The 26,799-nt window shown below is 56.9% G+C and carries 21 protein-coding genes; 9 read left to right on the top strand and 12 right to left on the bottom strand.

Annotation, left to right across the window (positions count from 1 at the left end):
* Positions 1–13: 13 nt before the first annotated feature.
* The 3 genes from Poly51_RS00730 to Poly51_RS00720 all read right to left on the bottom strand — a co-directional run bounded on the left by Poly51_RS00730 (position 14) and on the right by Poly51_RS00720 (position 2,256).
* A complete protein-coding gene (locus Poly51_RS00730; protein ID WP_246114189.1) occupies positions 14–418 on the bottom strand; it encodes a hypothetical protein in 405 nt (134 codons plus the stop codon).
* On the bottom strand, positions 415–906 hold the full coding sequence (locus Poly51_RS00725) for a hypothetical protein (RefSeq protein WP_222435760.1): 492 nt from the start codon (positions 904–906) through the stop codon (positions 415–417). The genes Poly51_RS00730 and Poly51_RS00725 overlap by 4 nt, the downstream gene beginning before the upstream one ends.
* Before the next feature lie 255 nt (positions 907–1,161).
* Positions 1,162–2,256 (bottom strand): TIGR01212 family radical SAM protein, encoded by a 1,095-nt coding sequence (locus Poly51_RS00720; protein ID WP_246114188.1) that lies wholly within the window; start codon positions 2,254–2,256, stop codon positions 1,162–1,164.
* A gap of 118 nt (positions 2,257–2,374) precedes the next feature.
* Here Poly51_RS00720 and Poly51_RS00715 point away from each other — a divergent pair, with 118 nt between their 5' ends.
* The gene (locus tag Poly51_RS00715) at positions 2,375–2,833 is read left to right on the top strand and encodes an FHA domain-containing protein (protein WP_146453436.1); all 459 of its coding nucleotides are present in this window, start codon (positions 2,375–2,377) and stop codon (positions 2,831–2,833) included.
* A 48-nt stretch (positions 2,834–2,881) separates the two neighbouring features.
* On the opposite strand, the gene Poly51_RS00710 is transcribed toward Poly51_RS00715, so the two are convergent.
* Positions 2,882–3,481, bottom strand: a complete 600-nt coding sequence (locus Poly51_RS00710) for a hypothetical protein (RefSeq protein WP_146453435.1) — start codon at positions 3,479–3,481, stop codon at positions 2,882–2,884.
* Between the two features lie 118 nt (positions 3,482–3,599).
* Between Poly51_RS00710 and Poly51_RS00705 the strand changes: the two genes are divergently transcribed.
* Positions 3,600–5,315 (top strand): alpha-keto acid decarboxylase family protein, encoded by a 1,716-nt coding sequence (locus Poly51_RS00705; protein ID WP_146453434.1) that lies wholly within the window; start codon positions 3,600–3,602, stop codon positions 5,313–5,315.
* A gap of 79 nt (positions 5,316–5,394) precedes the next feature.
* Here Poly51_RS00705 and Poly51_RS00700 read toward each other — a convergent pair whose 3' ends face one another.
* From Poly51_RS00700 to Poly51_RS00685, 4 genes are all read right to left on the bottom strand, one after another.
* Positions 5,395–6,726, bottom strand: coding sequence for a hypothetical protein (locus Poly51_RS00700; protein ID WP_146453433.1), 1,332 nt, complete (start codon positions 6,724–6,726; stop codon positions 5,395–5,397).
* A 73-nt stretch (positions 6,727–6,799) separates the two neighbouring features.
* The gene (locus Poly51_RS00695; protein WP_146453432.1) at positions 6,800–10,633 is read right to left on the bottom strand and encodes a protein kinase domain-containing protein; all 3,834 of its coding nucleotides are present in this window, start codon (positions 10,631–10,633) and stop codon (positions 6,800–6,802) included.
* Between the two features lie 241 nt (positions 10,634–10,874).
* Positions 10,875–11,987, bottom strand: coding sequence for a Gfo/Idh/MocA family protein (locus Poly51_RS00690; protein ID WP_146453431.1), 1,113 nt, complete (start codon positions 11,985–11,987; stop codon positions 10,875–10,877).
* Between the two features lie 203 nt (positions 11,988–12,190).
* Positions 12,191–12,694 carry a hypothetical protein gene (locus tag Poly51_RS00685; RefSeq protein WP_146453430.1) on the bottom strand — a complete coding sequence of 168 codons (504 nt, stop codon included), beginning with the start codon at positions 12,692–12,694 and terminating at the stop codon, positions 12,191–12,193.
* 356 nt (positions 12,695–13,050) lie between these two features.
* On the opposite strand from Poly51_RS00685, the gene Poly51_RS00680 reads away from it, so the two are divergent.
* The 4 genes from Poly51_RS00680 (at position 13,051) to Poly51_RS00665 (ending at position 17,204) form a co-directional block, all read left to right on the top strand.
* A complete protein-coding gene (locus Poly51_RS00680; RefSeq protein WP_146453429.1) occupies positions 13,051–14,448 on the top strand; it encodes a UDP-glucose 6-dehydrogenase in 1,398 nt (465 codons plus the stop codon).
* An 88-nt stretch (positions 14,449–14,536) separates the two neighbouring features.
* Entirely contained in the window at positions 14,537–15,559 is a 1,023-nt protein-coding gene (gene tsaD, locus Poly51_RS00675) for a tRNA (adenosine(37)-N6)-threonylcarbamoyltransferase complex transferase subunit TsaD (RefSeq protein ID WP_146453428.1), read from the top strand.
* 110 nt (positions 15,560–15,669) lie between these two features.
* Positions 15,670–16,341 carry a futalosine hydrolase gene (mqnB, locus tag Poly51_RS00670; RefSeq protein WP_186775259.1) on the top strand — a complete coding sequence of 224 codons (672 nt, stop codon included), beginning with the start codon at positions 15,670–15,672 and terminating at the stop codon, positions 16,339–16,341.
* Positions 16,302–17,204, top strand: coding sequence for a 1,4-dihydroxy-6-naphthoate synthase (locus Poly51_RS00665; RefSeq protein ID WP_315853648.1), 903 nt, complete (start codon positions 16,302–16,304; stop codon positions 17,202–17,204). Before mqnB ends, Poly51_RS00665 begins: the two co-directional genes overlap by 40 nt.
* Before the next feature lie 65 nt (positions 17,205–17,269).
* On the opposite strand, the gene Poly51_RS00660 is transcribed toward Poly51_RS00665, so the two are convergent.
* Positions 17,270–17,494: a hypothetical protein gene (locus Poly51_RS00660; RefSeq protein ID WP_146453425.1), complete on the bottom strand. Its 225-nt coding sequence runs from the start codon at positions 17,492–17,494 to the stop codon at positions 17,270–17,272.
* A gap of 552 nt (positions 17,495–18,046) precedes the next feature.
* Between Poly51_RS00660 and Poly51_RS00655 the strand changes: the two genes are divergently transcribed.
* Complete coding sequence (locus tag Poly51_RS00655; RefSeq protein WP_146453424.1) at positions 18,047–18,463, top strand: secondary thiamine-phosphate synthase enzyme YjbQ; 417 nt, start codon at positions 18,047–18,049, stop codon at positions 18,461–18,463.
* A gap of 35 nt (positions 18,464–18,498) precedes the next feature.
* On the opposite strand, the gene Poly51_RS00650 is transcribed toward Poly51_RS00655, so the two are convergent.
* The 3 genes from Poly51_RS00650 to Poly51_RS00640 are packed head-to-tail and all read right to left on the bottom strand — an operon-like array spanning position 18,499 to position 23,299.
* A complete protein-coding gene (locus tag Poly51_RS00650) occupies positions 18,499–20,571 on the bottom strand; it encodes a cytochrome c3 family protein (RefSeq protein WP_146453423.1) in 2,073 nt (690 codons plus the stop codon).
* Between the two features lie 4 nt (positions 20,572–20,575).
* Positions 20,576–21,415 (bottom strand): hypothetical protein, encoded by an 840-nt coding sequence (locus Poly51_RS00645; protein ID WP_146453422.1) that lies wholly within the window; start codon positions 21,413–21,415, stop codon positions 20,576–20,578.
* Positions 21,416–21,421: 6 nt separating this feature from the next.
* The gene (locus Poly51_RS00640) at positions 21,422–23,299 is read right to left on the bottom strand and encodes a cyclic nucleotide-binding domain-containing protein (RefSeq protein ID WP_246114187.1); all 1,878 of its coding nucleotides are present in this window, start codon (positions 23,297–23,299) and stop codon (positions 21,422–21,424) included.
* A 181-nt stretch (positions 23,300–23,480) separates the two neighbouring features.
* Between Poly51_RS00640 and Poly51_RS00635 the strand changes: the two genes are divergently transcribed.
* Positions 23,481–24,380, top strand: coding sequence for a hypothetical protein (locus Poly51_RS00635; RefSeq protein ID WP_146453421.1), 900 nt, complete (start codon positions 23,481–23,483; stop codon positions 24,378–24,380).
* Positions 24,381–24,599: 219 nt separating this feature from the next.
* The gene (locus tag Poly51_RS00630) at positions 24,600–26,657 is read left to right on the top strand and encodes a glycosyl hydrolase (RefSeq protein WP_146453420.1); all 2,058 of its coding nucleotides are present in this window, start codon (positions 24,600–24,602) and stop codon (positions 26,655–26,657) included.
* The last annotated feature ends 142 nt before the right edge of the window (positions 26,658–26,799 follow it).

Below are 26,799 nucleotides of genomic sequence, written 5' to 3'. Positions count from 1 at the left end.
CGAGCGTAACGAACTAGGACCGTGTGTCGGGTCGCGGAAAACCCCAGTCCGCGGCCAAGGCGTCGGCGGCCTCTTCGCGATCGTGAATCGCGCCCCACGGTCCATTGCGCAAAAAAGCGTGCGCCAGTTCATGGGCGATCACGTAAAGCCCGAATGTTTCGTCGCAGTCCGACAACCGGGGTTTCAACGCAACACAGCGGCTGGCATTTCCGTCGGGCGATGGCAATGCCATATAAAGCTTCGATCCGACGCCACGATGTAAGTGAAGTTTCGTGATGCAAAACCGTGGGTCATCCGAAAAGTCTCGCTGAACATCGACCGGCAACGCCGCCAAAACCAATCGCACACGATGCCGCAGCGGATCCTCCGGTGCAAAGTCTTGTAGCATACGGTCTAGTAATTCGGCGGGAACTTTCATGAACGACCGCGAGAAAAAACGGGTTCCGGTTGATTCATTTCATGGTGTTCCAATGCCGTTGCAGGCTCGCCGATTTTTCGAGCTTCGTGTGACCCATCGCCTGGCAAGCCTGTTGCTGGTGACACCAATCGGTTGGCGACAGTCGAACCCGACTTCTTGTCACCGCCATCGTGCGTCGAATTGCGTCGTCGCCGGTCACGAACCAGGGCGATCACGCAGATCACCACAAAGGTGGCGCAAAGCCAAGTCATCGCGGCAATGATTTTTCCACCAATTTCGCTAACCGGTCCGGCGTCAGACCATCGTACGCCCCAAACGATCGCCTGCAGCAATCCGATCACGGTTCCAACCGAGCCGATGACAGCAGCAAGGTTCATCGCGATTTTGCGACGGTGCGGGTTCAAGGCGACCACCCCGCAAAACAAAATCGGTATCCCTAACATCAGCGGAACAAACTGTACCGGGTCTTTGACGACGGTAGCAGCCATTCCCAGCGCAGAAAGCCCACAAAGCAAAAGACCGAAGACGATACCGACGCGTGCCATGAAAGTGTTTGAATCCTGTGATTTCCGCCATATTGGATGCTCGAGATTCCGTTCTCTTGCAGTGAGCCTACCGCCAGCCAAGTCTTGTCGCGAGGGGGATCCACGATGTGATGTGGCCGGCCGTTCTCGTATTTTAACTGCTTATTCGAAACGCCGTCGACGGGAACGCGTTGATAGGAACTCGCCGAAGGATCCGGGTCACCGGTCTTCCATCTTCAGCACCGGCAAACGCCCCCGCGTCTCGATTTTTGATCGAATCGATTCCGGCGTGGCATCGTGTGGGATGGGGCGATTTGCCGGGTCGATCTTTGGCGGCGCGTAACGACTGCCTTGGCGAGTTCCCCGGTTGGCAAACTCAGCTTCAACCGCCAGACGCAGTGCCGATTTCTCGAGGCACCACTTTGGTTCGATCAAGAAATCGGGCGGTGCGTCACCGCTGATCCGCTCGACGACGACTCGTGGTGGCACAAGTTCTAAGAAATCAACGACCGTCCGGACATAGTCGTCTCGCTTCATCATTTCGATCTCGCCCGCCAAGACCTGTTCCCCAAGCGGCGTGCCCCGTACGGCGTACAGGTTGTGAAGTTTGATTGCGTCGAAACCCAAACGACCGACTTCGGCGGCTGTTGCCATCATCATCGCGTGCGTTTCACCCGGGATCCCCAGAATCACGTGGGCGCACATTTCAAACCCACGACCCCGGCTTCGGTCGATCGCATTGACCATATCGGCGTGCGTATGAGCTCGATTCATCCACCGAAGGCCCTCGTCGTGGATCGTTTGCATGCCGTATTCGAGCGACACGTAGGTCCGATCGGCCAGTTCCTGAATCAGCGACAAGACGGACTCGGGAACGCAATCCGGGCGGGTTCCGATTGCCAAGCCGACGACCTGGTCCGTGAATTCAGGCTCTTGGTTGATGCCGATCGCAAGTTCGTAGACTTCGCGAAGTTGCTCGACGGGGGCGTACGTGTTGGTGGCGGGCTGGAAATACGCGATGAACCCGGCAACTTTGTCGTACCGCTTGCGAACGGTGACGATTCCGGACGTCAGCTGGTCGTGGACCTGTTTCAGCCGGACCCGCCGCGAGGGGCTGAACGATCGATTGTCGCAAAAATTGCACCCCCCCCGAGTTACAGCTCCATCGACGTTCGGGCAGGTAAAGCCAGCGTCGATGCTGACTCGCTGGATTCGGCCCCCGAAACGTCGGCGCAGCGCACGACCGAACGCGTTGATGGGCAAGCCTTCGTCGATCCAGGCCTCGGAAACGTCAAAATCGTCAGGGTGAAGCACGGTAACCGTTGCCAAACGGGGACTCTAGGTCAAAATGGTAAAGGCGAGGCCGAGGCCAAGCGTGTAAAATCGGGTCACGTCTGAATTCATTCGTATCTTACAAGTCCGAGAACGTATCGTGCCATTCGAAGAAGAAGTCCACTACGCGGGCGATTATGGGCAATTGACTCCAATTGGCGGTGGGGATCCGATTCCCCTCGTGAAGGATCGATTGCTGGTGGGACGCCGTGGCGAGTCCGACATCCAGTTGAAGTTTCCCAACGTGTCCACGCAGCATTGCCGTATGACGCTAGAACACGGATATTGGTTTGTTCGCGATCTGAACAGCCGCAACGGAATCAAAGTGGACGATCGTGCCGTCATTCGGAAGCGGCTAGATCCCGGCAGCAAATTGTCGATCGCCCGGCACCACTATATCGTCGAATACGAACCGCAAAAGCTGGGCGCCTACGGTCCTCCGCCGGCCGATGATGATTACATGGAAGAATTGAAGCAAACCTCGTTGTTGGATCGTGCCGGTTTGAGTCGTCGATCGGATGGCGACAAGCCCAAGTCCAAGCGATCCACACTCGATTGATTATCGGCGTGCGGCACGTGAGACTGGCCAAGCCACAGGACGAATCGATCAACCGACCGATTCCAACTTGGCCAGGAAGTCGGGGTGCGCGCCCTTGATGTAGATCAGTTGCTCATCGATCTTCGTCGCTGCTACCATCTTCGCACCGAACATTCCGTAAATTGCGAAGCTGATGATGGCAAGGGTACCCAGCACCAGCAGGACGGGGCCGCCCGGCGAATTGTCCCCCCGCTCGAGCGTCGCCAGTCCAGCAACCAACATCCCGACGCCCAGCAACGCCCCACTCCAGCCGATCAAGATTCGGCGGCGGCGAATGGATTGCCAACGTTCGGACAGCCCGATCATTACCGTGGCTCGCTTGGAAACAATCGCAGCCATGATCAAGTACAAAAGCACATTGAACAAAATCGTAAACGCCCATGCCGGGTGATGGTACTTCAGCTTTCGTTTCAATCGAAAGCCGTTGGTCGCTTCACCGCTCTTGATGCATATATCGGGCAGTGTGGCGTGTTTGTGCATGACCAAGATCTTTCCCTCGCGCCAGAACGATTCGGTGCCACCCATCGGCGGCAATCCCGATGGTGCCCGAGGTACCGCGTATGGGTTGATGGAATCGTCGCTTTGGGCGTACGGATTGCTATGGTTCATGGTGTACCCTGCCCAGCCCTTTCCATGGTGATGATTCAGGAATCTGGATGGTTTGAAGTGTGCTGTTTTGGTTCGTACGGCATACAATACAGACTCTCAAGCATCGAGGAATCGTGAAATGAGTGTTCCGGTAAAGTCAGCCGAGTCGAATGACCACGGACATCGCAGTACTGCGAACCTTTCGATCGGCGGATATCTGATTCAGCGACTTCGCGACTACGGCATCGAGGACATTTTTGGAATTCCCGGTGACTACGTGCTTTCGTTCTACAGCGAATTGGAACGCAGTCCCATCAACGTTGTCGGGTGCACGCGAGAAGATTGTGCAGGGTTCGCCGCCGACGCATACTCGCGACTGCGAGGGATGGGCGCGCTGTGTGTGACGTACTGTGTTGGCGGATTGAGTGTTTGTAATTCGATCGCGGGCGCGTACGCTGAAAAATCACCCGTGGTGGTGATCTCGGGATCGCCGGGGCTGCGCGAGCGATCCGTGGGCGCGTTGCTGCACCACATGGTCCGCGATTTTCGAACTCAAGTCGATGTGTTTGAAAAGTTCACGATCGCGGGCGCCGAACTGAATGATCCGTTGACCGCGTTTGCGGAAATCGATCGAGTCCTTGATGCGTGTGATCGGTTCAAGCGGCCTGTCTATATCGAACTGCCTCGTGACATGGTTCATGTCGTTCCGGCCGTTGCGCATGGATACGCCCCCGTGACGCGCCGGCACGATTCGTCGGCGACTGCCGAAGCGATCAAAGAAACGGTCGGCCGCATCGCCGCGGCGACTCGGCCCGTGATCGTCGCCGGTGTCGAAATGCACCGATTCCGACTGCAAGATGAATTGGTTCGGTTAGCTGAAACGACCGGTATCCCGATCGCCACAACGATGTTGGGCAAGAGTGTCGTCAGCGAGCGGCATCCAATGTTCATTGGTTTGTATGAAGGGGCGATAGGTGATGCAGCGGTGACTCAGTTTGTCGAGGACAGTGATTTGGTGTTGCTGTTGGGAGCATTCCTGAGCGACATCAATCTGGGAATCTTTAGCGCGAAACTGAATCCGGATCACTGTGTGTATGCGACCAGCGAATCGCTTCGGATTTCACACCACCATTTTCACGATGTCGATTTGAAGGAGTTCATTTCCGGATTGATCGAAGCATCGCCGGCATCGAATAGCCGCGCGATCCCAGAAGCACTTCGCTTGTCCAGCCGCTTGGCACAGGATTCGCCGGGAACCGACGATGGCAGTGGTGCGCATCCGCTTCGCACCAGCCGAATGATGGAACGGCTAAACGACTATTTGGATGCCGATACGATCGTGATTGCGGACGTTGGTGATTCGCTATTCGCGGCCACCGAGTTGACGATCCATGACCGCGGTGAATTTCTGAGCCCGGCTTACTATACGTCGATGGGATTCAGTATCCCTGCGGCACTCGGGGCGGCGACCGCACGTCCCGATCACCGGATCGTTGTCCTGGTCGGCGACGGCGCGTTTCAAATGACGGGGCAAGAACTGAGCACGCTTGTTCGTGATGGCCACAATCCGATCGTGATACTGTTGGACAACCACGGGTACGGCACCGAACGCTATCTGCATGCCGGGACGTGGAAGTACAACGAAATTCATCCCTGGAAGTACTCGGAACTGCTGAACATCTACGGTCGCGGCAAGAGCTATGTCGTTGATACCGAATCGGCCTACGCCGATGCTTTGGCGGCCGCATGGAATGAACCGTCCACGCCGCATTTGATCCAAGCCAAGTTGATGGAAAACGATGCCAGCGAGACGCTAAAGAAGATGGCCGCTCGCATGGGCGAAAACGTGAAGTAATTCGACACGGGAAGCGTGTGCGACCAAACTGCAACGGCCGACAATGTCACTAGATCGACATCGACGCGTGGTTCGTCGTTCAATCGCCGTAGCGGTCACGCAGGCAACGGCGGTGAACCGTTGCCATTGCCGCGCGTCCCCGTTGCCCCGACTTTTCAGCCAAATCGATGATCTGGTCCAACAACCCAGCGAAAGCCGTGATCGGTCGCATGCCCAGATCCCAACCGGCGCAGTGAAAGTAATCCAAGGCAACGGAAAAATCGTTTTCACGGCAAGCGGCTTCGGCGTGCTCAATCCAATACCGGCTAACAAGATCGCTGCGACGGATCGAGTCGGATTCGCAGACGGCTTGCAGGTAGATCGAATCACTGACCGTTTGCGGGAAGGACTCGGCCAGCATCGCGGCGGAAAACTTTCCTGCTTGTGACGATGTCCAGTGCGTTTGGAGACGGATCGATTGGTCAGAGAAGACGCTGCACTTCGCCCCGCTGAGGTACCGTGATTGCGCGGTCGATAGATCAGCCCGTCGCTGGGCTGCATAGCCGGCGATGTCCCATCCCCACGCCACATCGGGGGCCAATTGCGTGACGGCGACGGCGTGCGTTTCGGCCGCCTGCCAATCCTGGCTTAGGCAATCCGGCGACCCGCATGCCGATTCGATCAAGTCGCGGACGTTGTCGGGTATCGTGTCATGGTCGAGCGACCAACGACTGACTTGTTGCGCATTGTCTTCGTGAACCCCTATCGAACCGGCTGGCAAGGAACTGAGCAGCGACAAGTTCAAGCTGGCCTGGATCAGTTCACATCGCACCGCGACTTCGGCGACGCCGGATTCAATCAGAACGGATGCGACTTCGTCCGCCGGCGTGTTCACCGCATCCAGCAATCGGGTGATTTGGTCAGGCATGTGCTCAAGTGACCAAGTCAGCAATCGATCGTGGGCTTGCTGGCTCTGCTCATGGGGCGGAACAGAATGTGGAAAGTCGCTGGCCGGAATGGCGTGCCGTCGTCGTTTTCCAGGTAACCGTGACTGTAACGCGTCGAAGACGATCGCTTCGGAAAGCTCGTGCCCCCAAGGAATCCAATCACCCCCGCCGTGATACCACTGGATGATGGTGTCGATGCGATTCTCTGCGCTCACGCGTCCGCAAATCCAGTCGCCAAACGTGTTGGTCATCAACGGCAAAAGCGACGCGCCCATCAAGCCTGGCCAAATGCACTCGGGGACGTCGGCTAGCAAATTTTCTGGTGAAACGGGTTCACCGTACTCGCGCAGGCCACGCGACGACCAGATTTCACGGTCGAACCAATCCGCCAACACGGGTGTCAACTCAATCGCATACCGATCGGCGATTTGGCCGGACCATGCTTGAGCACTTGACGGAGACGGGGAATCGACGGGGTCAACCAACGTAAAAGATGTCGCTATCGGGGCTGTCTGGAAAAGGGATCACCAAAGCGAAAGGCTACCGAAACTTGATCGTTTACGGCAAGGGGATCGTATACAGCAGCAGCAACTGATCGGGCGAAACCACGCCCTGGGCCGCCATTTGTGCTTTCAACGAATCAGACGATTGGCCAGTCCTCAGACGCGAAATTGCGTCCGCAGCCGCCAATTCGATCGGCAGCAGTTTGGCCTCGACCGCTTCGATTCGAGCCCGTTGAAGGCAATCGATCGCAGCGTCGTATCCCGATCCGGTCTGTTCCGCAGAAATGAAGTCTAGCAGACCGTCGTAAAAATTCGCGATCACACGCGTGTAGGGCAACTGCTCGGCTCGCAATTTGCGTGTTTTTTCCCGAACGAGAGTCCGCCATACCGGGTCCAAGGAGCTGTTGTAGCACTGCAGCGCCGCCAGCGCACTAAGCGACTGTCCGACAACTCGGAAAACTTGGACCTTGGCGAACGAGGCATGACGCAGTTGGCCGTCGATCTCGACTGACAAATCCCACGCACTGGAAAAATCACCTTGGTAGAGCGAGTCGTAGGTGCGGGTCACGCGATCGAAAAAATTCAAAATTTCGCTTGTACCCAAATTGGTGCCCAGGTCATCGGGCTCAAAAGCGCGTTGTCGCAGTCGAGCCAATTCGGTTGGGCGACCGCGCACCAGCCACGCGTTTCCGCCGAGGCCCCCGATCGTGACCTGTTGCCGGAAAAAATCGTTTCGCTGTAGGGCGTCCTCGAACATTTCGTCGCTGGTCGTCGTCATGCTGACCCATCGCCCTTGGCACCAATCGGCCCACAACCCGGCCCATCTAGCATGCGCGACTTCGAAACCGAAGGATGAATCCACCAATCGATATTCTCTGACGGAGTTCGCAAGCGGAATCGCAACTTTTTCCCAACGGCACGCGATCAAATGCGCAAACATAAAACCGACCCAAACATCAGCTTTCGCCTTCGCAAGTCCCGACCGCTTCGCGGCGGGCAAGAGCTTTAACAAGTTCGACATTGCCGCAATCCGTTTCGCATCCTTGTCGTACGAATGAAACACGGCCTCACCGACGGCCACGTTCATGCGTTGTTCGAATGTGCCCTGAATGCGTGCCAACCGTGCCGACGCGATATTCAATTCTGTTGCGTAAAGCGTGTCGAACATCGACATAGGACGAACCAACGAAACGCATAGATCGAATCGTCGTTTATCTTGCTGATCGGTTCGGGGCGATTTCGAAACGCGATCTTTATCAGACGTGCCGGCCAACTTCGGCAAACCGGATGTCATGGACTCGAAAGTTTCCGAAGTCAAATCCTCGACGAGCGAATCGTGATGCAACTTTAAACGCAGGACGCTGAAGAGGATCGAAAGTTTCGCAAGCCAAGGGTGTTTTGGTCGGGGCAAGCCAAGTTTCCCAGCCAGTCGGCTGAGCGACTGTCGCACCAGCGGATACCGGCCGCTTCGAACCAGCATGATCGATGATAACAATTCGCAATCAAACCGTTCTTGCGGACTCGCCAGTTCGGCAAGCATTTGGTAGTACCGGGCCGCTTCGACGGGAATGTCCGCCTCGCGATAGCAGTTAGCCGCTTCGCGGATGTGATGAATTTTTTCGTCGCCTGTCAAATGATCGATGACTCGCGCGTGCCACCGAGCGGCTTCGTTTTTCGCGATACGTCGTTCGGCGTCTTCGGCAGCAAGAATCGCGTGCGATACTGCCCGTCCGGGGAATCCAGCGGCGAACCAGTGTCCTGCGATGCGGGCTGCCAGCGTTGCGCAATCGTCCTGGCGAACCAGCAGCGAAGCCCATGCCGCGTTGGCACTTTGCTTTTCGTCTTCGCCAAGTGAGTCAGACAACTGATCGGCAAAGCGATCGTGAAAAATCGAAATGCAGTAACCGCCGGTGGCTTCGTCGACGATCAATCGCAACTGCGACAATTCGGATATGGCGGCATCCACGTCATCGCCCAATCCCGTCAGGCTGGCGAGTTGATCCGTCGACACACGACCGCCCGCGGTAACGACGAACAACAGCGTCTGTTTCGCTTGATCGCTCAAACGATCCAGCCGGCACTGCCACAATTGATCGATGCTGACCAGTTTGGTGACTGAGCGATCCTGATCGCTGTTCATGTCCAATTTCGAAAGCGCACCGCCGGGTCGAAACTCGTTCGATAGTTCTTGCAGACGAAAGGGGCTCCCGCCGGTGGCGTCGGCCAGACTCGCCAGCGCTGAATCCGATATCGGTATCGACCACCGAATCGCTTCTTTGGCGATGTGTTCCATTACGAATTTGCTATCGATCGGTTCCAGCGAGATGGTGACATCGGCCGGCAATTGTTGTGGGTCTACCGCTTCGCGGGAAACCGTGATGATGCCCATGCCGACGTCGCCGCCGCAGATTCGTAACCGGTCGAGCACATTCAACGAATCTTGGTCGGCCCACTGGGAATCATCGATGACAATGAACAGCGGCCCAACCATTCGCAATTGGTGACTCATGCGAGCGGCTGCATCCAACGAATTCAACCGAGTTGACGCCCCAGCGACTGGTGTTGGGTAGTCCATTCGGCAAGTCATCACATTCTTTAAAAACGGAAAAATGCCGACCAAAATTTCGTAGCTGACCGGGTCAAGTTGCAGTTTTTCTCGATCGCCTTGGTCGTATCGACTGGCAATCTCGTCACAGATTTGCTCGAACGCTTGCATTGCCGAATCTTCGCGTTGGCGACATCGTCCGCGAAACACTTGTCCCCAGTGTTTCGATTCGATGTACTCGATGGCTTCCTCCAAAAGCCGTGTCTTGCCGATTCCTGATGGCCCGGTCATGTGAATCCGCGACACGCCGCCGTCGAAGACCGAGTCGATCCAATTGGTCACCTGCGTCAATTGCAAGTCGCGACCGATCAACGATTTCTCTGCGCGGAACGTGGGTGCTTGAGGCGGCAAACCCAATCGAGCCAAGCGGTGCGCCGTGGGACGCTCGGAAGGGTCACGGTCCAGCATTTGTCGGCACGTTTGGTCGATCAATTCGGGAACGTGCTGCGACAAGTCATCGAGGGCTTCCAAAATTAGCTCGGCATCAATCAACGAACGTGAGTTTCTTTCAATTCCCGGCCCACCGAGTCGCAGATCTTCGGCGACGTCGGTCGATTCCAAAGTGATGACTTGAAGCGCTTCAAGCATCACAACACCCAACGCAAAGATGTCGCCCGCCGGCAGATAAATTTGGCGACAAATGACTTCGGGTGCCAGGTAGTGGGGCGTGCCCAGAATGTGATTGCCAACTTCGGCGGTCGGCGATGCCAAGTCAAACGTGTCAACCAAGCCGTAGTCGATCACCTTACCGCGACCGTCGTCGCCGACCATCAAGTTAAGCGGTTTGATGTCGCGATGAATCAAACCAGCAGCATGCATCGTCGCCAAACCGGCGGCAAAGTCTCGCATCAAGTCGAGCAAACGACAAAAGGCTTGGTCGCTGGGCAGTCGCTTCAGTTGTTCAATGGCTTTGCTAAGCGTGACGCCGCGAATTTCTTCCATTGCGAGCGCCGTGAACTCGCCAACTTTGTGGATGCGATCCACGTAAAGCAAGTTGGGGTGCTCGATCTGGGTCATGCGTCGAAACCCTAGTCGGTTCCGCATCAACAGGTCGGCGTTGTTGAGTCGCAGTATTTTCAGAGCGTGACGTCGCCGCGTCGCGGTGTCGAAAACTCGATAAACGAAGCCGCTGCTTCCTCGACCAAGCAACCTTGTTAGCACGAAATGTCCGAATTCGTCACCCTCGGACCAGGGCGGTTCTTCTCGAGTCGTATCGCCCTGTGTCTCGCGGTCACCCGGATTCCTGATTGGTGTGTCGCCATCGAGTATGAGAAAGTCGGACATCGTTCACCGTTGGATCGGGGGCTTGGATGCCGATTATAGAGACCGATACTCGACGATCTAACGCAAAAAGGCGTGCAAAATGAAAAAAGCTGAGGCTCTGTGCTCCGTTTTCGCGAAATCCGGCAGGCTTGCTACCCATGACGGAACGACTCACGCCCAAGCGAAACGCCTTTCATGCGATTTACTTCGTCGGTGAACCAGTTGTACCCCAAGGTTGAGGCATCGGCGTCTCCGCTGCCTGTTAAGGCGCGATCCATTTCCCGGCGCTCGCGTCGCTACGACGGCATGCGTCAAGGATTTTTTGCGTCTTGATTGTCAACTCAGGATAGAACGTGTCGACCGTGTTCGAGAGCGCCGCCTGCGCTAAACGACGCACCATGTTGACTTCCTGTGCGTTCGATTCGCCGCTGGAAAATTCGACGACGGATTTGCGCGTTGTATGTTCGGAGAAATTCCAACGACAATTGTCGATCGACAACACATTGTGACTCTCACGCCAACTGGATTCGGCGCCATAGAAGGGCAGCACGAAATCGTCGACCGTGACGTAACCGCCGTCGCCCGAAACGGTGGCGGTTTGCTGGTTGGCGGTCAAGAACGAGCAATAGAACGAAGCCGTCAATCCGTCAGCGAATCGCATTTCGCCCGTGAACTCGCCGGGAACTTCCGCTTCGGAATCGCTGCCCCGAAGCGCGGTCAAGGTTTGCCCTCGGACATGCGTAGGCATCGCAAAGTTGGCTGCCCACAATGTGAATCGAATGCAGTACCAGCCCAGGTCGCCAAGCGCGCCGTGGGGTTCCAATTGTGCATTCGTGCGGATGTTGGATTGTTGGAACGTGTCGTCCCCGCGAAACGAAAAATGGCTGTTGATTCTTCGCAATGTTCCGATCGGCGAATCGTCACGAAGCGACCGATGGATCTCTCGCATCCGTTCGCTATGGTCGAACATCACGCCGTCCATAAACTGAACACCCCCGGCTGTGCAGGCGTCAATCATCGCTTGCAAATCGTCGGTGTGTACTGCCGCTGGCTTTTCGCACAACACGTGTTTGCCGGCCTTCGCAGCAGCGATGACCCAGGCGGCGCGTAAGCCCGTGGGAAGCGGAATGTAGACCGCATCGATGTCGTCTCGATCCAGCAGCGCTTGGTAGGACTCGATCGCCAAGACCGGTTCTTGGGCAGCCGCGGCGGGAACCTCGGCGGAACACTGGTCGATGTATTCTTGCGCGCGGGCGGCCGAACGGCTGGCGACCGCAACGACGCGACCGTTGCCGCTGACCCGAATCGCTTTCCATACTTTCCGCGAAATTGCCGCGGTACCCAGGAATCCCCAACGGCAAACTGACTCGCTCATCCGGTTCAACTTTCAAACTCTGCAGGATCCGACATCGTCGCCATCCGGCAACGATTCGCCGGGCGACCCAAAGCACGATAGCAGAGTTTTCCCGGGCGAGGCTGGCAAGCGGATCGCGGGGCCCCACTATTTCCCGAATGCGGGGCCGTTTGGCAAAGACTTTCAAATCCTGTGCAAAGTATCGCAATGCGGGCGACGGGTTCCTAACGCGCCTTGTCGAACATGGTCGCGGTCCAGATCAACGACCCCATTTTCATTTCGACGCGCGGCGGCTCGATGTTGACGACTTCAACTCCGTCAAACCGATCGCCGACGGCCAGTGAGCGAGTGATCGACTTGGAACGCAGGAATACTTTCGCTTGTCCAACATTCGCGAAACCAAGGACTTCGATTTCCGCAACCGAGTTGACGGCAGCGGATTCCGATTGCTCGCTTGAAGTAGTTCCCTCGCCGGGGTACGAAAATGCGTCCTCGCGGTCCGGGTAGGGTGGCGTGAAGTTCGAGAGTACGACATCGTTGCCCGGATCACCGGGCTGATCGGCGGAATTCCCCGACGCCGGATTACTGACGCGAGATACTTGCCCGACGGCTTCTCGGATGGACTCCAAGGTCTCGCTGTCGCTACCACACCCAACCGTCAAAACCATTGCCATCCCTACTGACGCGATCTTTAGCCCGTTTCGATCAGAGTAGCGAGTGAACGACATCAGAATCTCTTTTTCGGACAAAGGGCGAAACAGTTTTTTGACGTCGACAATCTCGACGATCGTGGTATTTGATCGGCGTAAACGACGTGAACGCTTTCAAGCAAGTCAAAATCGGCGGGTTGTGGGTTCCGAATCGGAAAGGCCGATCATCCGTGTTGCGACGATTCGAACGGTCGCGTCGGGGCGACCAGCCGTTCGCGACCAGCCGTTTGCGATCGGCGGGCGAGCATCGGATTCGGGTATCCGACAATAAAAATCGCACGTCGGGGGGACGTCAGTGCCGGTTTCGTTATTATCCTGGGCATTTACGCTGTCACCGTCCCTCTTCATTTCTCGTCGTTAGATTCGTTTCGCTCATGAAAATTTGCTGCATCGGTGCCGGATATGTCGGTGGCCCCACGATGGCCATGATTGCTAAGCAATGCCCCGAGATCGCGGTCCACGTGGTCGATCTGAATCAGTCTCGCATTGATGCTTGGAACTCAGAGAAGTTGCCGGTGTACGAACCGGGGCTCTATGAAGTTGTGGCCGAAGCACGCCAGCGGAATCTGACGTTCTCGACGCGAGTGGACGACGCGATAGCCGAAGCGGACATGATTTTCATTTCGGTCAACACGCCGACGAAAACCTTTGGCGTTGGTGCGGGCCGCGCGGCGAATCTCGAGTTCATTGAAAAGTGCGCGCGACAAATCGCTCGCGTTTCCACCGGACACAAAATCGTTGTCGAAAAATCAACGCTACCGGTTCGCACCGCCGAAGCGGTCAAGCGAATTCTTGCTAGCGCCGAGAACGGTGCCACGTTCGACGTGTTGTCGAACCCGGAATTCTTAGCCGAAGGCACCGCCGTCGAAGATCTTCTGAATCCAGATCGCGTCTTGATCGGCGGCGAGTCGAAGTTGGCAATCGATGCGTTGGCGGACATCTACGCGAATTGGATTCCGCGCGAACGTATTTTGACGACAAACTTGTGGAGCAGCGAGTTGTCAAAGCTGACTGCTAACGCGTTTTTGGCCCAGCGAGTTTCGTCGATCAACGCGATCTCGGCCCTGTGCGAAGCGACCGGCGCCGACGTCGACGAGGTCGCTCGTGCCATCGGTACGGATTCGCGGATCGGGCCGAAATTTTTGAAAGCGTCGGTCGGTTTCGGAGGCAGCTGTTTTCAAAAAGATATTTTGAACTTGGTTTACCTCTGTGAACACTTCGGGCTGCGGGAAGTGGCCGCATACTGGGAACAGGTCGTCAGCATGAACGACTACCAAAAACGTCGGTTCGCGGAGGGCATCGTGCGTACGATGTTCAACACGGTCAGTGACAAGAAGATCGGCGTCTGGGGGTTCGCGTTCAAAAAGGATACGAACGACACGCGAGAATCTGCGGCCATTTATGTGTGCCGCGACCTGCTACGCGAACGCGCGCGGGTCACGATCTATGACCCTCGAGTATCGGAAAAGCAGATTCGCGCCGACTTGATTGCCTCCTGTTCGGACATGCAGGGCGTGGTCAGCGAGCATGATCGTAAGTTGATTGAAAACAATGTCACGATCGCTGCCAACGCCTACGAGGCGGCCAGCCAATCGCACGCGATCGTTGTGATGACCGAATGGGACGAATTCAAGTCGCTCGACTTCGCGAAGGTCTACGCTTCGATGCAACAGCCCGCGTTCGTTTTTGATGGTCGCAACCTGCTTGACCACGACCAGTTGGCCAAGATCGGTTTCGACATTCACGCGATCGGGAAATCGCTGCAAGATTAGTCGTCGACGGACGGCGTCGTGCCGGCCGAACAATCAGAGGCCGTTCGGTCCCTGTGATTTGATGCCGGATCGCTGTAACCTTTCTCGCATGCCCATTCTGACCATCGAATCGACGTGTGACGAAACCGCGGCGGCGGTGATCGGCGACGATGCTGCTGTGCTGGGGCAATGCATCGCGACGCAAGAAAAACTGCACGAACAGTTTCGCGGAGTCGTCCCCGAGGTCGCTGCACGGGCGCACCTTGAACGGATCCTGCCCGTCATCGATACGGCGATCCGCGCCGCCGGCGTGACCCCCGATGATCTGACGGCCATTGCGGTTGCCGATCGGCCCGGCTTGGCCGGTTCGCTGTTGGTCGGCGTTGTCGCGGCGAAGACCCTTGCGATGGCTTGGAACAAGCCGCTGGTTGCGATCAACCATCTGCACGCCCATTTGTACGCATGCCAATTGGCAACTGATCAGGTTGTTTATCCGTGCATCGGCATGGTGGTCAGCGGCGGTCACACCAGCCTTTATCGCTGCGACAGCCCGCTCGATCTGGAATACCTAGGCGGCACCATCGATGACGCTGCCGGCGAAGCGTTTGACAAAGTCGCGGCGATGTTGAGTCTGGGGTTCCCGGGCGGCCCCGCAGTTTCTCGATTGGCGGCGAAGGGTGATCGCGAAGCTCACTCGTTTCCGCGGTCGATGATTCGGGATGACCACTTCAATTTCAGCTTCAGCGGGCTGAAAACGGCCGTTCGATACGCCATCGTTGGGCCCGGCCAGCAGGACTTTTCGAAAGTCGATTTGGCCGAAGATGCCAAGGCCGATCTGTGTGCGTCGTTCGAAGCCGCCGTCGTCGACGTCTTGGTCGCGAAGTGTGCGCGAGCGGTTAGGAAATTCGGCGTCGGTCGGTTGATCGTCGGCGGCGGCGTTGCGGCCAACGGGTATTTGCGAAGCCGATTGGAATCGGCTGCCCAACGAGACGGTTTTTCCGTCGTGATTGCACCCATGGACCTTTGCACTGACAACGCTGTGATGGGCGCGATCGCGATCGAGAAGATAAAACGGGGCGACTTTGCGGGCTTGGATTTGGACATCACGCCGGGACTGCAACGCGGCTTTTGAGCATTCCGATCGACCCGGCGATGTGCGTTCCTCTGATGGGCGTTGTCACAGCCCCTACAATGAACAGAATGAGTTGTCCGCCGCCTCCGAACTCTGAAACAGGCCGAAACATGGCTGATTTGATTCTTGTTCCAACGCAAATCGAATTGGATCCGATTCGCGAGATGCTCGAACATGACGTTGTCGACCAACCCTACGCATTTCAATTGTGTGGATTCGGGCCGATCGCATCTGCAGCGAGGACGGCTGCTTTGATCGCCAGGTACCACCCCGATCGCGTGCTGTTGATCGGAATCGCAGGCACCTTTGATCCGGTGCTTCACCCGGTCGGTACAAGTTGCCGTTTCGACGAAGTCGTTTGTGATGGCGTGGGTGTGGGCGTGGGTGACAACTTTATCAGTGCCGGTGAGATGGGTTGGAACCATTTTGGGAGCGAGTACCAGCGGCCTCGCATTAGCGATTTGTTGCCCTTGGTGTCGACGTTCGTCAACGATGTTCCGTGTGCCGGCCAACTGTTGACCAGCCCCGCGGCATCGGCATCCCATGATGACGCGGATCGTCGTCGTCGACGGTATCCGAAAGCGATTGCCGAAGACATGGAGGGTTTCGGGGTGGCGACGGCTTGCGCGCTTGCCGGCGTGTCGCTGCAAATCGTGAGAGGCATTTCGAACATCGTCGGTGATCGCGTGCATGCCAATTGGCGGATCGATGATGCTTTGACGGCGGCGGCTTCGATGGCGGCTTGTTTGATTCGTCGGCCTTGGATCCCGTCGATCGCATGATGGCTCCAACGAATCCTTCAACGTCGTCTGGGCGGATCCGGCTGGGGATTTCCACGTGCCCCAACGACACGTTCGCATTTGCCGGGCTGATCGACCGCCGCGTCGATTGGCGAGGACTTCAATTCGACATCGAACTGATCGACATTCAGCAATTGAACGATCGATTGTTCGAGGGCGACTTTGATGTGGCGAAGACCAGCTTTCACGCTGCATTGCTGATGGCCGATCGAACCGTCGTTCTGCCCAGCGGATCGGCCCTGGGTTTCGGCGTCGGACCGTTGTTGCTGGCGGCCGAGTCCGGGGCGTCGCCTAACGACGGGCCGGCGGTAACACTCTGCCCCGGCCGGCACACAACTGCATCGCTGTTGTTTTCATTGTTCTATCGCGACGCCGAAGCTCCAAAGCACTGCGTATTTTCGGACATCATGCCACGCTTGAAAGCTCACCAGGCGGACTTCGGTGTCTGTATCCACGAGGGTCGCTTTACTTGGCAAGCCGAAGGACTGCACTTGGTCGAAGATCTGGGGACGCGTTGGGAACGCGAGACGGATTCGCCGCTGCCATTGGGTGGGATCGTGGCCGACCGCAAACTTGGGGATGATGTGATTGCGAAGGTCCAGGCCGTGATTCGCGATTCGTTGGAGTTGGCGATGGCTGATCCATCGTCTGCGATGCCGACGATGCGCCAGCATGCTCAAGAATTCGACGACGATGTGTTGATGAAGCACGTCCAGCTTTACGTCAACGAATGGACCGTTGACTTGGGTTCGGTGGGTCGATCGGCACTCCGGCGTCTTGCGCAGATGTCAGAAGCGAACGGAATCGTCGAACGCGCGGAGGCAGGGCTGGAAGTCTGGGCATAAAAAAACCTCGCAGCGAATCGCAACGAGGTTCTGGGTCGTCTTCGAGCGGGTGGGACCGCTACGCTTTACTCGCGAGGGCGAATTGCGCCGGTCAAGCCACTGTAGTCAACGCGGTCCGTCGTGTGCCAAAGAGGTTGGCCCAATTCGACGCGTCGTCGAAGTACTTCAATCTTGTCGGGGCTACCTGCAGGAGCGTCCGTCGCTTCGAAGCCGTTCTCTTCGTTCGGCACGAAATCTTCATCGTGACCGTAACGCAAGATGGCCTCAAACACGTTCTTGCACTGACTCATAAACTGTATTCCGATTTTTCATTACCCGGATTCGGTCACGGTCCAACCGATCTCGTATCCGCATGATGTTTTTCATTGCTGTCCCGTTCCATGGACAGTGGTGTCGTCTCACGGCTTGATTATTGACTTATTGGTGAGAGTGTCAAGAAAATTGTACGTGCGGACGTGGCAGCAATGGCCGATTGAGGTTCTGCAATCCGAGCAGCGAAGGTTTGACGAACACACCGACTGGCCGAACGATTTCCCAAGCAAACTGGCATCCCGGGATACACATTTTCACAAGGGGGCGATCGGCCACATTGGCGGTCTGCAAGGTGTCGCTCGCTCCACGTCAAGGGGGCTGGCGGTCAAGCTGATTTGCTAACATTTCTTTTTCGGGGGGAAATGCGACTCCGCTGGGAAGGGACGCAACGAGATTCGCCAAAGTCAAAAAAAACTTCTCGATTTTTTTGTAACGATCTCGTTTTTGACCCGACATTTCGGAATGTTCTCGTCAATCCTCGGCTTCAACCATTCTTCGTCTCTCACTGACTAACCCACGGATTGTTTGCGATGTGGTTTCAACGCACGATTTCTTTACCCGCTGCACGGCGTGGATATCACCTGGTTACCCGATCGATCACGGATGCGATGCCCGAAATCGAACAATTGAGCATCGGATCGATGCACGTCTTTATCCAGCACACCAGCGCGTCGTTGACCATCAACGAAAACGCTGACCCCGATGTGCGGGTCGATTTTGAAACTGCGATGAACCACGCGGTTCCCGAAACGTTGGCGTACGTTCACACGTTGGAAGGTCCGGACGACATGCCGGCACATGTCAAAGCATCCATGATGGGAGCCAGCGTGACGGTGCCGATCACGGACGGTCGGCTGAGCCTGGGGACCTGGCAAGGCATCTATTTGTGCGAGCATCGCAACCATGGCGGCAGCCGCCGTGTCGTGATCACCGTCCAAGGCGAATGAGATTTGGCATGCCTGGGATGTCGCGAGCGTTAGGACTACCGCAAATCGATGTGGTAGCGGTGGCATTTGACACATGCATCGCCGGCCGCTTCGGCGTGATGGCAACCGGCACACGTTTCGATTCCCATCGGTTTGAATTCGTGGACTGGGGCCGTTCCCGTGTCCACCGACGACGTTGGAGACTCGATTTGGTGGCAGTGCTGGCAATCGACGAGCCCGGCGATGTTCAGGTGCGGACCGTGGCTGAATTTGGTGAAGCCTTCGCCTTGTCCCAGCGACGTCCGGCCGATCAACGGTGAACTCCGCCAAGCTGCCGCATTAAACACAGACTCGACGGCGGAGTTCGATTGCGACAACGCACCGGGGTGGCACTGTAAACAGGCCGCTGCGGCCTTATTCTCGATCAAGCGTTGACGTGCCGGATCGCCCGGCGCCAGCTCCGCCGCCAATTCGATCGTCGCGCGTATCACGGGATCCGCATGCCCGGCGGCACGATATCGAATCGAATACGTCAAATCGTCGCGATACCAACCGCCCGCCGGCAGCATCGTGTCGGCATCAAACCGAGACGTGGTTGGCTTTTGGGGAGCTGAATCGATCGGCGTTGCCAGCGGATCGTGGGACAACGGGTCGGCGCCCAGCAGGTCATCACCGCCAAGTAAGTCGTCACCAAGCAGATCATCATCACTCGGTTTCATCGTGAATTTTGCCAGTTTCGCCGGCGATCCCGCTCTCAAGTTCTCTGCTGTATTGCTGTTTCGTTTTTCGAGAAACCATCGCGAGTGTGCTTCTTCGATCAACTGTGGCGGCAACGATCGCAAAATGGCGTCCGCGGTCGCGGCAGAGATTCCGTTCCGTGCCAGTCGTTTCGCGATGACGGATTGTCCGCCGCGAGCGATTTCGTCAAGCAGATCGCGATGTCCGCGGGCGACCGTGCTGGCGACTTCGACGTCTCCACGCCGCTGGTCATCCAACCGCGAGAAATCCTGGTGGGGGACTTTGTGGATCGCGGTGCCTAGGTCGGCATCCGCGCGCATCATCAACTCTGCTAGCGGCGAAACACGTCCGTCAAAGAAACCGACGGCGCCATCTGGCCAATCGCCGATCGTGACTGCTGTCTTGTCGGTCACACTGGGAAGCGTCACCAGATCGATGCCCGAACCGACTTCGATCTGCAGGGCTTGGTCGTGACACGATTGGCAAGCTTTTTCAAAACTGGTTGATCGAGTCAGTTCACCGGAGGCACCACGAGCGTGGCAATCGGAGCATTGAAACGCCGACGGCGCGCCGTCTTTGATTGTCGATGGAAAGTGTTTCCCCGCGTGCGAAGCGTGATCAAACTCGATCGCGCCGCCGCGTCGGTACGGCCAATCGACCCAAGCGGGGTGCGAAGTCGCAAAGTCGCCGAACCGTTGGCTGTGGCATGTTTGGCACTGGTCATTCGTCATTGCGGTCAGTTGGCCGTCGGCCCCACGGTGTTCCCGGTGACAGGCGCTGCATTGGATGTCGTTCTGGTCAACCGATTCACCGGGCAACCAATTCTTCCATGACGAATCGCGAGAGTGCAGCGACGCCAGCCGCAGCTCGGTTCGTACGACGGGAGGCAAATTGTGAGCCAGCGTTGCGGTGGTCCGGTCCATCGTCTGGTGGTGGCAATTCAAACAGCGGTCGGTCTGCGTCAGTCCGCGATGTGCATCGGCCGCGGCCTGCGAGACCGCCGATCCGAACAGCCAATCGTTCAGCGATGCGCCGGATTTTGGATGGCAGGCGGCGCATCGTCCCGAATCAAGAGTGCCAGCCAAGATTTGGGCGTGAGGCGTCGACAGTTCGCCGGCTTTGATCACCACCGCACGGGTCGATTGAAACGCAACCGCACTGATCGCGATGACCAATCCGCATAACGCGATCAGCGTGAATTGTTTTCGGCGGCCGTGCCACGTTCGTTTGGGACGACAAGAGTCGGCCATACAGCACTTGGCTTGACCTAACAGCGTGCGCGATTGGATTGGGCCTCGCGAGCAAGGTGCGCCCCTGCGACCACACATCCAACGGTCGGCGGGGCGATCGTTGCTAGGCGGTGGCGTCAGCGGAATCTCGTCACGTCTCATTCGATTATCCCGCGTGGCGCCAAGCGATGACGGCGTGAACGATCCCGCCAGCGATCAACGCGACCGAGAACGTGCCGTGAATGACCAGCCAAACACGCAGTCGTAGCTGCAACGCGAATTGATAATCCAAGTCGTCTCGACGACGTACCAGCGCCGCCAATTGTCCGGCCGTTCCGCGGCTTTCATCTTCAAGGTAGCGGTCAAGTTCTTTCAGTCCGCTCAGCAAGCGTCGTCGTCGAACGCCCGTGGGCACCAACACATACGCGAGCGAGGGGCGTGCCTCAAAAAAAGGGCTCAAGTAACGCGTGTAAAAACTGCCCAGCACGCGCATTCCCGACGACTCGTGGACTTCGTCCAACAGATCGCGAGCAGCGGTGGCAATTTGATCACGATGGAATCCGACTCGATCAAAACGATGTTGGCCTTCGACGGCGGTCAATCGACGCGGCAACGTTCGGCTGGCATAGATGCCATAGAACCCACTTGCTGTCACCAACAAAAAGACGATCGACAATCCGGCCTCAAAAACGCCGCCGGCGACCAAGATGGGCACGTGCATGACGTAGACCGCAAACGCGAACAGGCCGACGTAAATGTGAACCTGGGTCCATGTCGCGACGGTTCCCAGCGGCAACACGGGAATCCGGCGCCGTACGCCCAGCAACATCAGCAACAGGATCGATGCCAGTACCGTGAACCCGGTAAAGAACGATGCGTGGGCCAACCGGCCTTCTTCGATTCGTGTGATGGCCAGTACGATCGCGATCGCCAACGATGTGATGATCAGCGACACCTTTCGCCGATTGCGGAACGACAGTTTTGGTCCATGGGTTGAGTGCGTCACGATCGCTTAGCTCCGTCGTTCAAGCCAGGTCTGCAGCGGTTTGGATTGTGTCAAGTCGATTCGCACCAAGGCATCATGCGGGCACGATGCGACACACGCCGGTCCGCTCGGCTGGTTCTGACACATGTCGCACTTGGTCGCTTTTTGGATTGGTTTTCCGGTCTCGACATCCGCGTAGGGGCGACCTTTCGGATCAAAGACTTCGGCCATTCGAATGTTTTCATACGGGCAAGATCCCGCGCACGTGCCACAGCCCACACAGATCGAATCGTGAACACGAACCACACCGGTTTCTTGGTCACGCGAAATGGCGCCCGTCGGGCAACCGATCATGCAAACGGGGTCACTGCACTGCATGCACGCTTGGACGAACAACAGTTGCTCGTGCGAGATTCCCGTGCGAACGAATCTTGGGTTTCCGTCATGAGTCGCCGCGCACGCTTTGACGCAGTCGTCGCAACGGGTACACCGATTCAGGTCCACAACCATCGCTTGTGTGCCGTTGTTGATACGGTTCTGGACGATGAACTCTAACAGCCCTGTCGGTTGAAACTGTTGGCCTTCGGAACTGGGCAGATCCTTCCAATCAGGTTGTCCATGATCGGCCGATCGATCCGCGCTGCGCCGGTCGGAATTCTCTCGCTGTTCCGTTCGGCGATCATTGGCGTGGTGAACCGGATCGCTTCCGGATTTTTTGTGATTGACCTTGGGCATCAAGCGGGCCACCGATTCCGGTAACTCGCTACGACGAACGTGCGGCAAAATATCTTCCGCGAATACTTCGGCCGGAATCAGCAACGCATCCAAGAATCCGATCGCACGCAAAGATTGCGACAAGGGTTTGGGGGGAGTCGATTCGGGGCGCATCGCATTGAACGCGATCTCTTCCAACCCAAAAATGTGTCCCTTGCCTAAGTAGGCGATCGTTCGATTGGAAGCTCCAAACGCTTGGGATAGACGTCCAAAGCCGCTTCGAACGATGACCAGATCGGTCGGCATGCGACCCTCGGCCGCGACGATGGGTTCCGATTCGATTTGTTGGTGGACGGGAAGCTTGCGAGTGCGTTGATAGTCCGCGTTCCATTCCATGCGACCGAACGAATGCATCTGAGTCGACGCGGCGACACGATCCAAACTCGATTCGGGCAAGTAACGCAGCAGCGGTAGTTCTCGTAAATGGATTCGCAGCCAGTGTTCGCGATAGTGCGAGTCAAGCGTATCAGCGAATGTTTTGTCACGCCGCAGGATTTTCAACCCCTGCCATCGAATTTCAAGTAGGGTCGCTTCCGTTTCAGCGATCACGGTTGCCGTTCGCGGCGATCGATACATCGCGGCGACCTCACCGAACATTTCACCGGGGCCAAGCGAGACAGGCGTCTGCGACCCGGCGCGGTCGCGCCGCAGCACGGCGTCAAAGTCTTGTAAGAACAATGCTTGGCGATCATCAACTCGTCGGACCGACGATGTGCTATCGTCGATCGCATTCGAAATTGATACTTGTTCGGGGCTTCTCGATTCCGGCACGCGACTGCGGCGGAGGTACCCACGCAGCGCCTCGGTCCAAGAAAGCTTTTCGTTGGACGTCCGACCGAGTTGTTCGGGTAAGAGCGATCGCACCAAAACGGCGGTCGAACCTGCCAAGACCAAGAAGGCGCTGTTCCCGTAGTCGCCCTCGCGAACGATGATCTCGCCCGGTTCACAGCGATGCAGTCGCGTGTCGTTTCGCAGGATGCCTTCCAACGGAATTGATCGCGGAAACGATTTAGAACTCATGCTAGCGAAAGGTTCGCGCGAGCGCAGCCACAAGACGTCGGCATCGCTGATCGACGCGTCCATCGGCTCGCTCCATCGCTCGGGACGGCGCACTGCGATCGAATCTTCCATGGGAACCATCGTGGTTTAGTAAAGGAAAATGCGTTAAAACGTCAAGGCAGAAGCCATCGCCAAATTGGTATTCACGCCAGTTGGCGGATTCGCGAAGATTAGGCATACTGGGAAGAGTTTGGTTGCGGGCACCGACCAGGCATCTCATCTGAAGCCGTTTTGTCACAGAAAGGAATCTGCCTTGCGCCCGCACGACCAAAACCACCACTTCGTCCGACTCGTCATTGCATCGGTTTTTCTCTGTTTGAGTCTGAACGGCGCCTCTGCGGCACTGATTGCCGTGACCGGCGGACCGGATGTCAACTTTGATTCGTCGCTCTATCTGTTGGATCTCGATACCGGCACCTCGACCAAGATCGGCGATACCGGATTGAAGCACATTACGGCGATCGCGGCGCATCCCAAAACGGGAGCCTTGTTTGCCCATCGTAACGACAGAGCCAATGGTGTCGGCGAACTCTATCAACTCGATCCGGCGACGGCGGTCCCGACGTTCATCGGCATCACGGGGATCAGTTCACCCTCGATTTCCTTCGGTCCCGACGACAAACTTTATGGTTGGATGGAGCTTGGCAGCCAGAATGTTTTCAGCAGCGACGCCGACGATTTGGTGACGTTCAGTTTGAATGATGGCCATGTCACTCGCGTGGGCGAGTCTGGGATAAACACCAACCAAACCGGCATGGCGTTCGACCGAAACGGCAACTTGTTTGTCAAATCGGGCGACGCCGATGCCAGCAAGCCTGTGGAAGATCGGCTAGGTCACCTGTACCAAGTGAATCCCACAACGGGTGTTGGCGCATTGATCAATGTGTTGGACGCGAATCCGCACAACGGATTGGATTTCGACGCGGACAACCGAGCCTTCACGTTCAGCCGTGGAGACACTGGCACCCTGTTGCAGTCGATCAACTTTGCCAACGGCCAGGTGACGGACGAAAGACTGTTTTCAGTCCGCGGTATCACATCGATCGCGTTCGTGACTGCCGTACCGGAATCGAAATCGTACAGCTGGATGATGTTGGCTATTGCGATCGGCTGGGCCTACCGTCGCCGGCGTCGCTTGACCTGCCTCGGCTAGTGACAGGGATCGGAACTGCTTTTCAGTTCGATCCCCGCCAACGGTGCCTCCGGCGCACGTAGGGTTGCCCGTGTTATGCGTTTTCGAGACACCGATTGCCGCAAACCACTAGCGTCCGGTCGCACATCGTTAGTGTCTTGTTGGGGCATCGAAGTAGAATGGGGCAACGTTCCGTCTTGTCCGATATCTTCCCGCTCCGTCTGATTTCGAACCCCAACAATGCTTTTTTTCCCCTCCAGTACTTCTCGGCGATCCAAGGTTCCTGGGACTCTGTTGATCGTGCTTCTCCTTCACTTTCAGGGGCGTCTTTGTCAGGGCCAGGAAAACAAGCGTGGACTCGGTGCAAACGACAACTTTCTGATCAACTCGGTCAATGCGTCGTGGGGTTACGACTGGAGCATCTCCATCGACAGCGGCGGGCTCAATGGCGAGTTTGTCCCGATGGCCTGGAACGGGGCAAACGCGTCGGGCTGGACCAACCGTTTCAACCAAATCGATTCCAGCGGTGCCAAGTATGTGTTGGGGTTTAATGAGCCGGAGCTTGTCGATCAATCGAATATGACCGCGGCGAATGCCGTGGCCCAGTGGGCCAATCTCAGCGATCGGTATGGCTTTCCCGATTCCAATGGTCAACGGGCCGTCAAGTTGGTCAGTCCTGCGGTTTCGGACACCGGCGCCGCACGCGCCTGGCTAGCTGAGTTCATGGAGGGCGCCGAGCAAGCGGGCCACGTCGTCGATGAAATCGCGTTCCACTTCTACAGCGGTTCCAGTGCGAGTCCCCAGTCGGCCGCCAATCTGTTTTTAAGGCGAGTCGAGGAGTACCACGAAGCCTACAACCGCAACATCTGGATCACCGAATTTGGCGGCATCGACTACGGCAATAATTTCTCGGGTGACTACATGCAGCAGTGGAATCGCGACTTCCTTGACATTGTGCTGCCCGTCTTGGATTCACGCGATTACGTGACTCGCTACGCTTGGTGGAACCACAACAATGACACTCGGCTTGCCGTGAAGAATGCATACGGGTTGTTTCGGCCGACCAAAGTAGGCGATCCCTACGTTGGCACGTTAGAGACGGGCGATACGAAAGACTTGAATGGGTCGGGCGTTGGTTTGGAGATGCAATACTTGCGCGGCGGAAGCTTGGTCAACAATGGTGCCGACCTTGGCAATGGCGCGGTCGGCCGTCTTTATGCCGTACGCGACTACGACAGCATCGACACCGGGGCGGTGAATACGAACCTGATAACCAGCCAATTCGGTGGATCGAGCGATTGGGGGTTCAACAATTGGGGGTCGGTGACGGTCGACGAGTACGCTCGGCTGCAAAAAGTGGGCACGGGCACCGTAACGATGCGCAACATCGACATCTACAACGACGGTGAAATTCATTTGGCGGGCGGTGCGGCTAACGCCGGAACGCTAAATATCTCTGGGGCTGGTACGAACGCGCTGGGGACCGGGACCATTCGTTTGAGTTCGAATACAAGCTTGGTGTTGGGCGACGCGGCGGATACAGCCGGGTTCATATTGCCCTATGACATGATTTACAGCGGCGGCAGTGTGACGGTGGACGCGCCGGGCATTGTGTTGACCGGGGAAGGCACCATCACCAATCAAACGACTTTTTGGGTCAACGAAGATTTCACGATCGATGGTAATTTCGTTGGGAACCAGCCCGGTCTCGTCAAACGGGGCGCCGCAACCATGACGCTCAACGGCGACAACATGTACTTGGGATTCACTAACATCAACGACGGCACGCTGTCCATCAACGGTTTTCATGGTGGCAACGACATCCTGATAAACAACGGCGGAACGCTGGCAGGAACAGGGACCTTGGTTTCCGACATTGTCGCCCGAGATGGTGGCATCGTGACGCCCGGCAACGGTATCGGCACGCTGACCGCAGCGAATGCTGAATTCGCAGCCGGTTCGACCCTGAGCTTCGAACTGCTTTCGATCACCGAGTTTGACAAACTGGTGCTAAGCGGAACACTCGACATGTCGCCCGATGCGATCGTCGAACTGATTCTGGTTGACAGTTACCAGCCGTTGATCGGTGATACATTCAAACTGTTCGACTTCAACTCCATGGTCGGCAGTTTCGGATCCGTCGTAGCACCGACGTTGTCCCAAGGCGTCTGGGACTTCCGTGATCTAGGAACAACAGGGACGCTTCGAGTCGTGGCCGTTCCGGAACCCATGTCGTTAGGTTTTCTGCTAATCGGTTCGGTCGTCGTGGCGGGCGTATACAGACGCCGTCGTCGATGATGAAAGCGATGGCGTGACGGCTGTTTTCGCCACATTTTTAGTGCGACCACTGTTTCCCGTACGCTCCTTCGCGGCGATGTTTCGAATCTTTTCCTTGAAAATTTTGCGACTTCTCTCATGAAGTCGTATTCGTCGAGCCGAT

Source organism: Rubripirellula tenax (genome assembly GCF_007860125.1).
GTDB classification, from domain to species: Bacteria; Planctomycetota; Planctomycetia; order Pirellulales; family Pirellulaceae; genus Rubripirellula; species Rubripirellula tenax.
The sequence above is the reverse complement of the archived record's forward strand: the minus strand, read 5'-3'. Positions and strand labels throughout refer to the sequence as shown.

Excerpts from the sequence above, each read along its gene's own strand:
- mqnB (WP_186775259.1), top strand. The coding sequence starts at position 15,670 with ATGGCTGATTTGATTCTTGTTCCAACGCAAATCGAATTGGATCCGATT.
- tsaD (WP_146453428.1), top strand. The coding sequence starts at position 14,537 with ATGCCCATTCTGACCATCGAATCGACGTGTGACGAAACCGCGGCGGCG.
- Poly51_RS00650 (WP_146453423.1), bottom strand. The coding sequence starts at position 20,571 with ATGAGACGTGACGAGATTCCGCTGACGCCACCGCCTAGCAACGATCGC.
- Poly51_RS00660 (WP_146453425.1), bottom strand. The coding sequence starts at position 17,494 with ATGAGTCAGTGCAAGAACGTGTTTGAGGCCATCTTGCGTTACGGTCAC.
- Poly51_RS00640 (WP_246114187.1), bottom strand. The coding sequence starts at position 23,299 with ATGGAAGATTCGATCGCAGTGCGCCGTCCCGAGCGATGGAGCGAGCCG.
- Poly51_RS00690 (WP_146453431.1), bottom strand. The coding sequence starts at position 11,987 with ATGAGCGAGTCAGTTTGCCGTTGGGGATTCCTGGGTACCGCGGCAATT.
- Poly51_RS00705 (WP_146453434.1), top strand. The coding sequence starts at position 3,600 with ATGAGTGTTCCGGTAAAGTCAGCCGAGTCGAATGACCACGGACATCGC.
- Poly51_RS00685 (WP_146453430.1), bottom strand. The coding sequence starts at position 12,694 with ATGTCGTTCACTCGCTACTCTGATCGAAACGGGCTAAAGATCGCGTCA.
- Poly51_RS00695 (WP_146453432.1), bottom strand. The coding sequence starts at position 10,633 with ATGTCCGACTTTCTCATACTCGATGGCGACACACCAATCAGGAATCCG.
- Poly51_RS00655 (WP_146453424.1), top strand. The coding sequence starts at position 18,047 with ATGTGGTTTCAACGCACGATTTCTTTACCCGCTGCACGGCGTGGATAT.
- Poly51_RS00730 (WP_246114189.1), bottom strand. The coding sequence starts at position 418 with ATGAAAGTTCCCGCCGAATTACTAGACCGTATGCTACAAGACTTTGCA.
- Poly51_RS00725 (WP_222435760.1), bottom strand. The coding sequence starts at position 906 with ATGGCTGCTACCGTCGTCAAAGACCCGGTACAGTTTGTTCCGCTGATG.
- Poly51_RS00710 (WP_146453435.1), bottom strand. The coding sequence starts at position 3,481 with ATGAACCATAGCAATCCGTACGCCCAAAGCGACGATTCCATCAACCCA.
- Poly51_RS00680 (WP_146453429.1), top strand. The coding sequence starts at position 13,051 with ATGAAAATTTGCTGCATCGGTGCCGGATATGTCGGTGGCCCCACGATG.
- Poly51_RS00630 (WP_146453420.1), top strand. The coding sequence starts at position 24,600 with ATGCTTTTTTTCCCCTCCAGTACTTCTCGGCGATCCAAGGTTCCTGGG.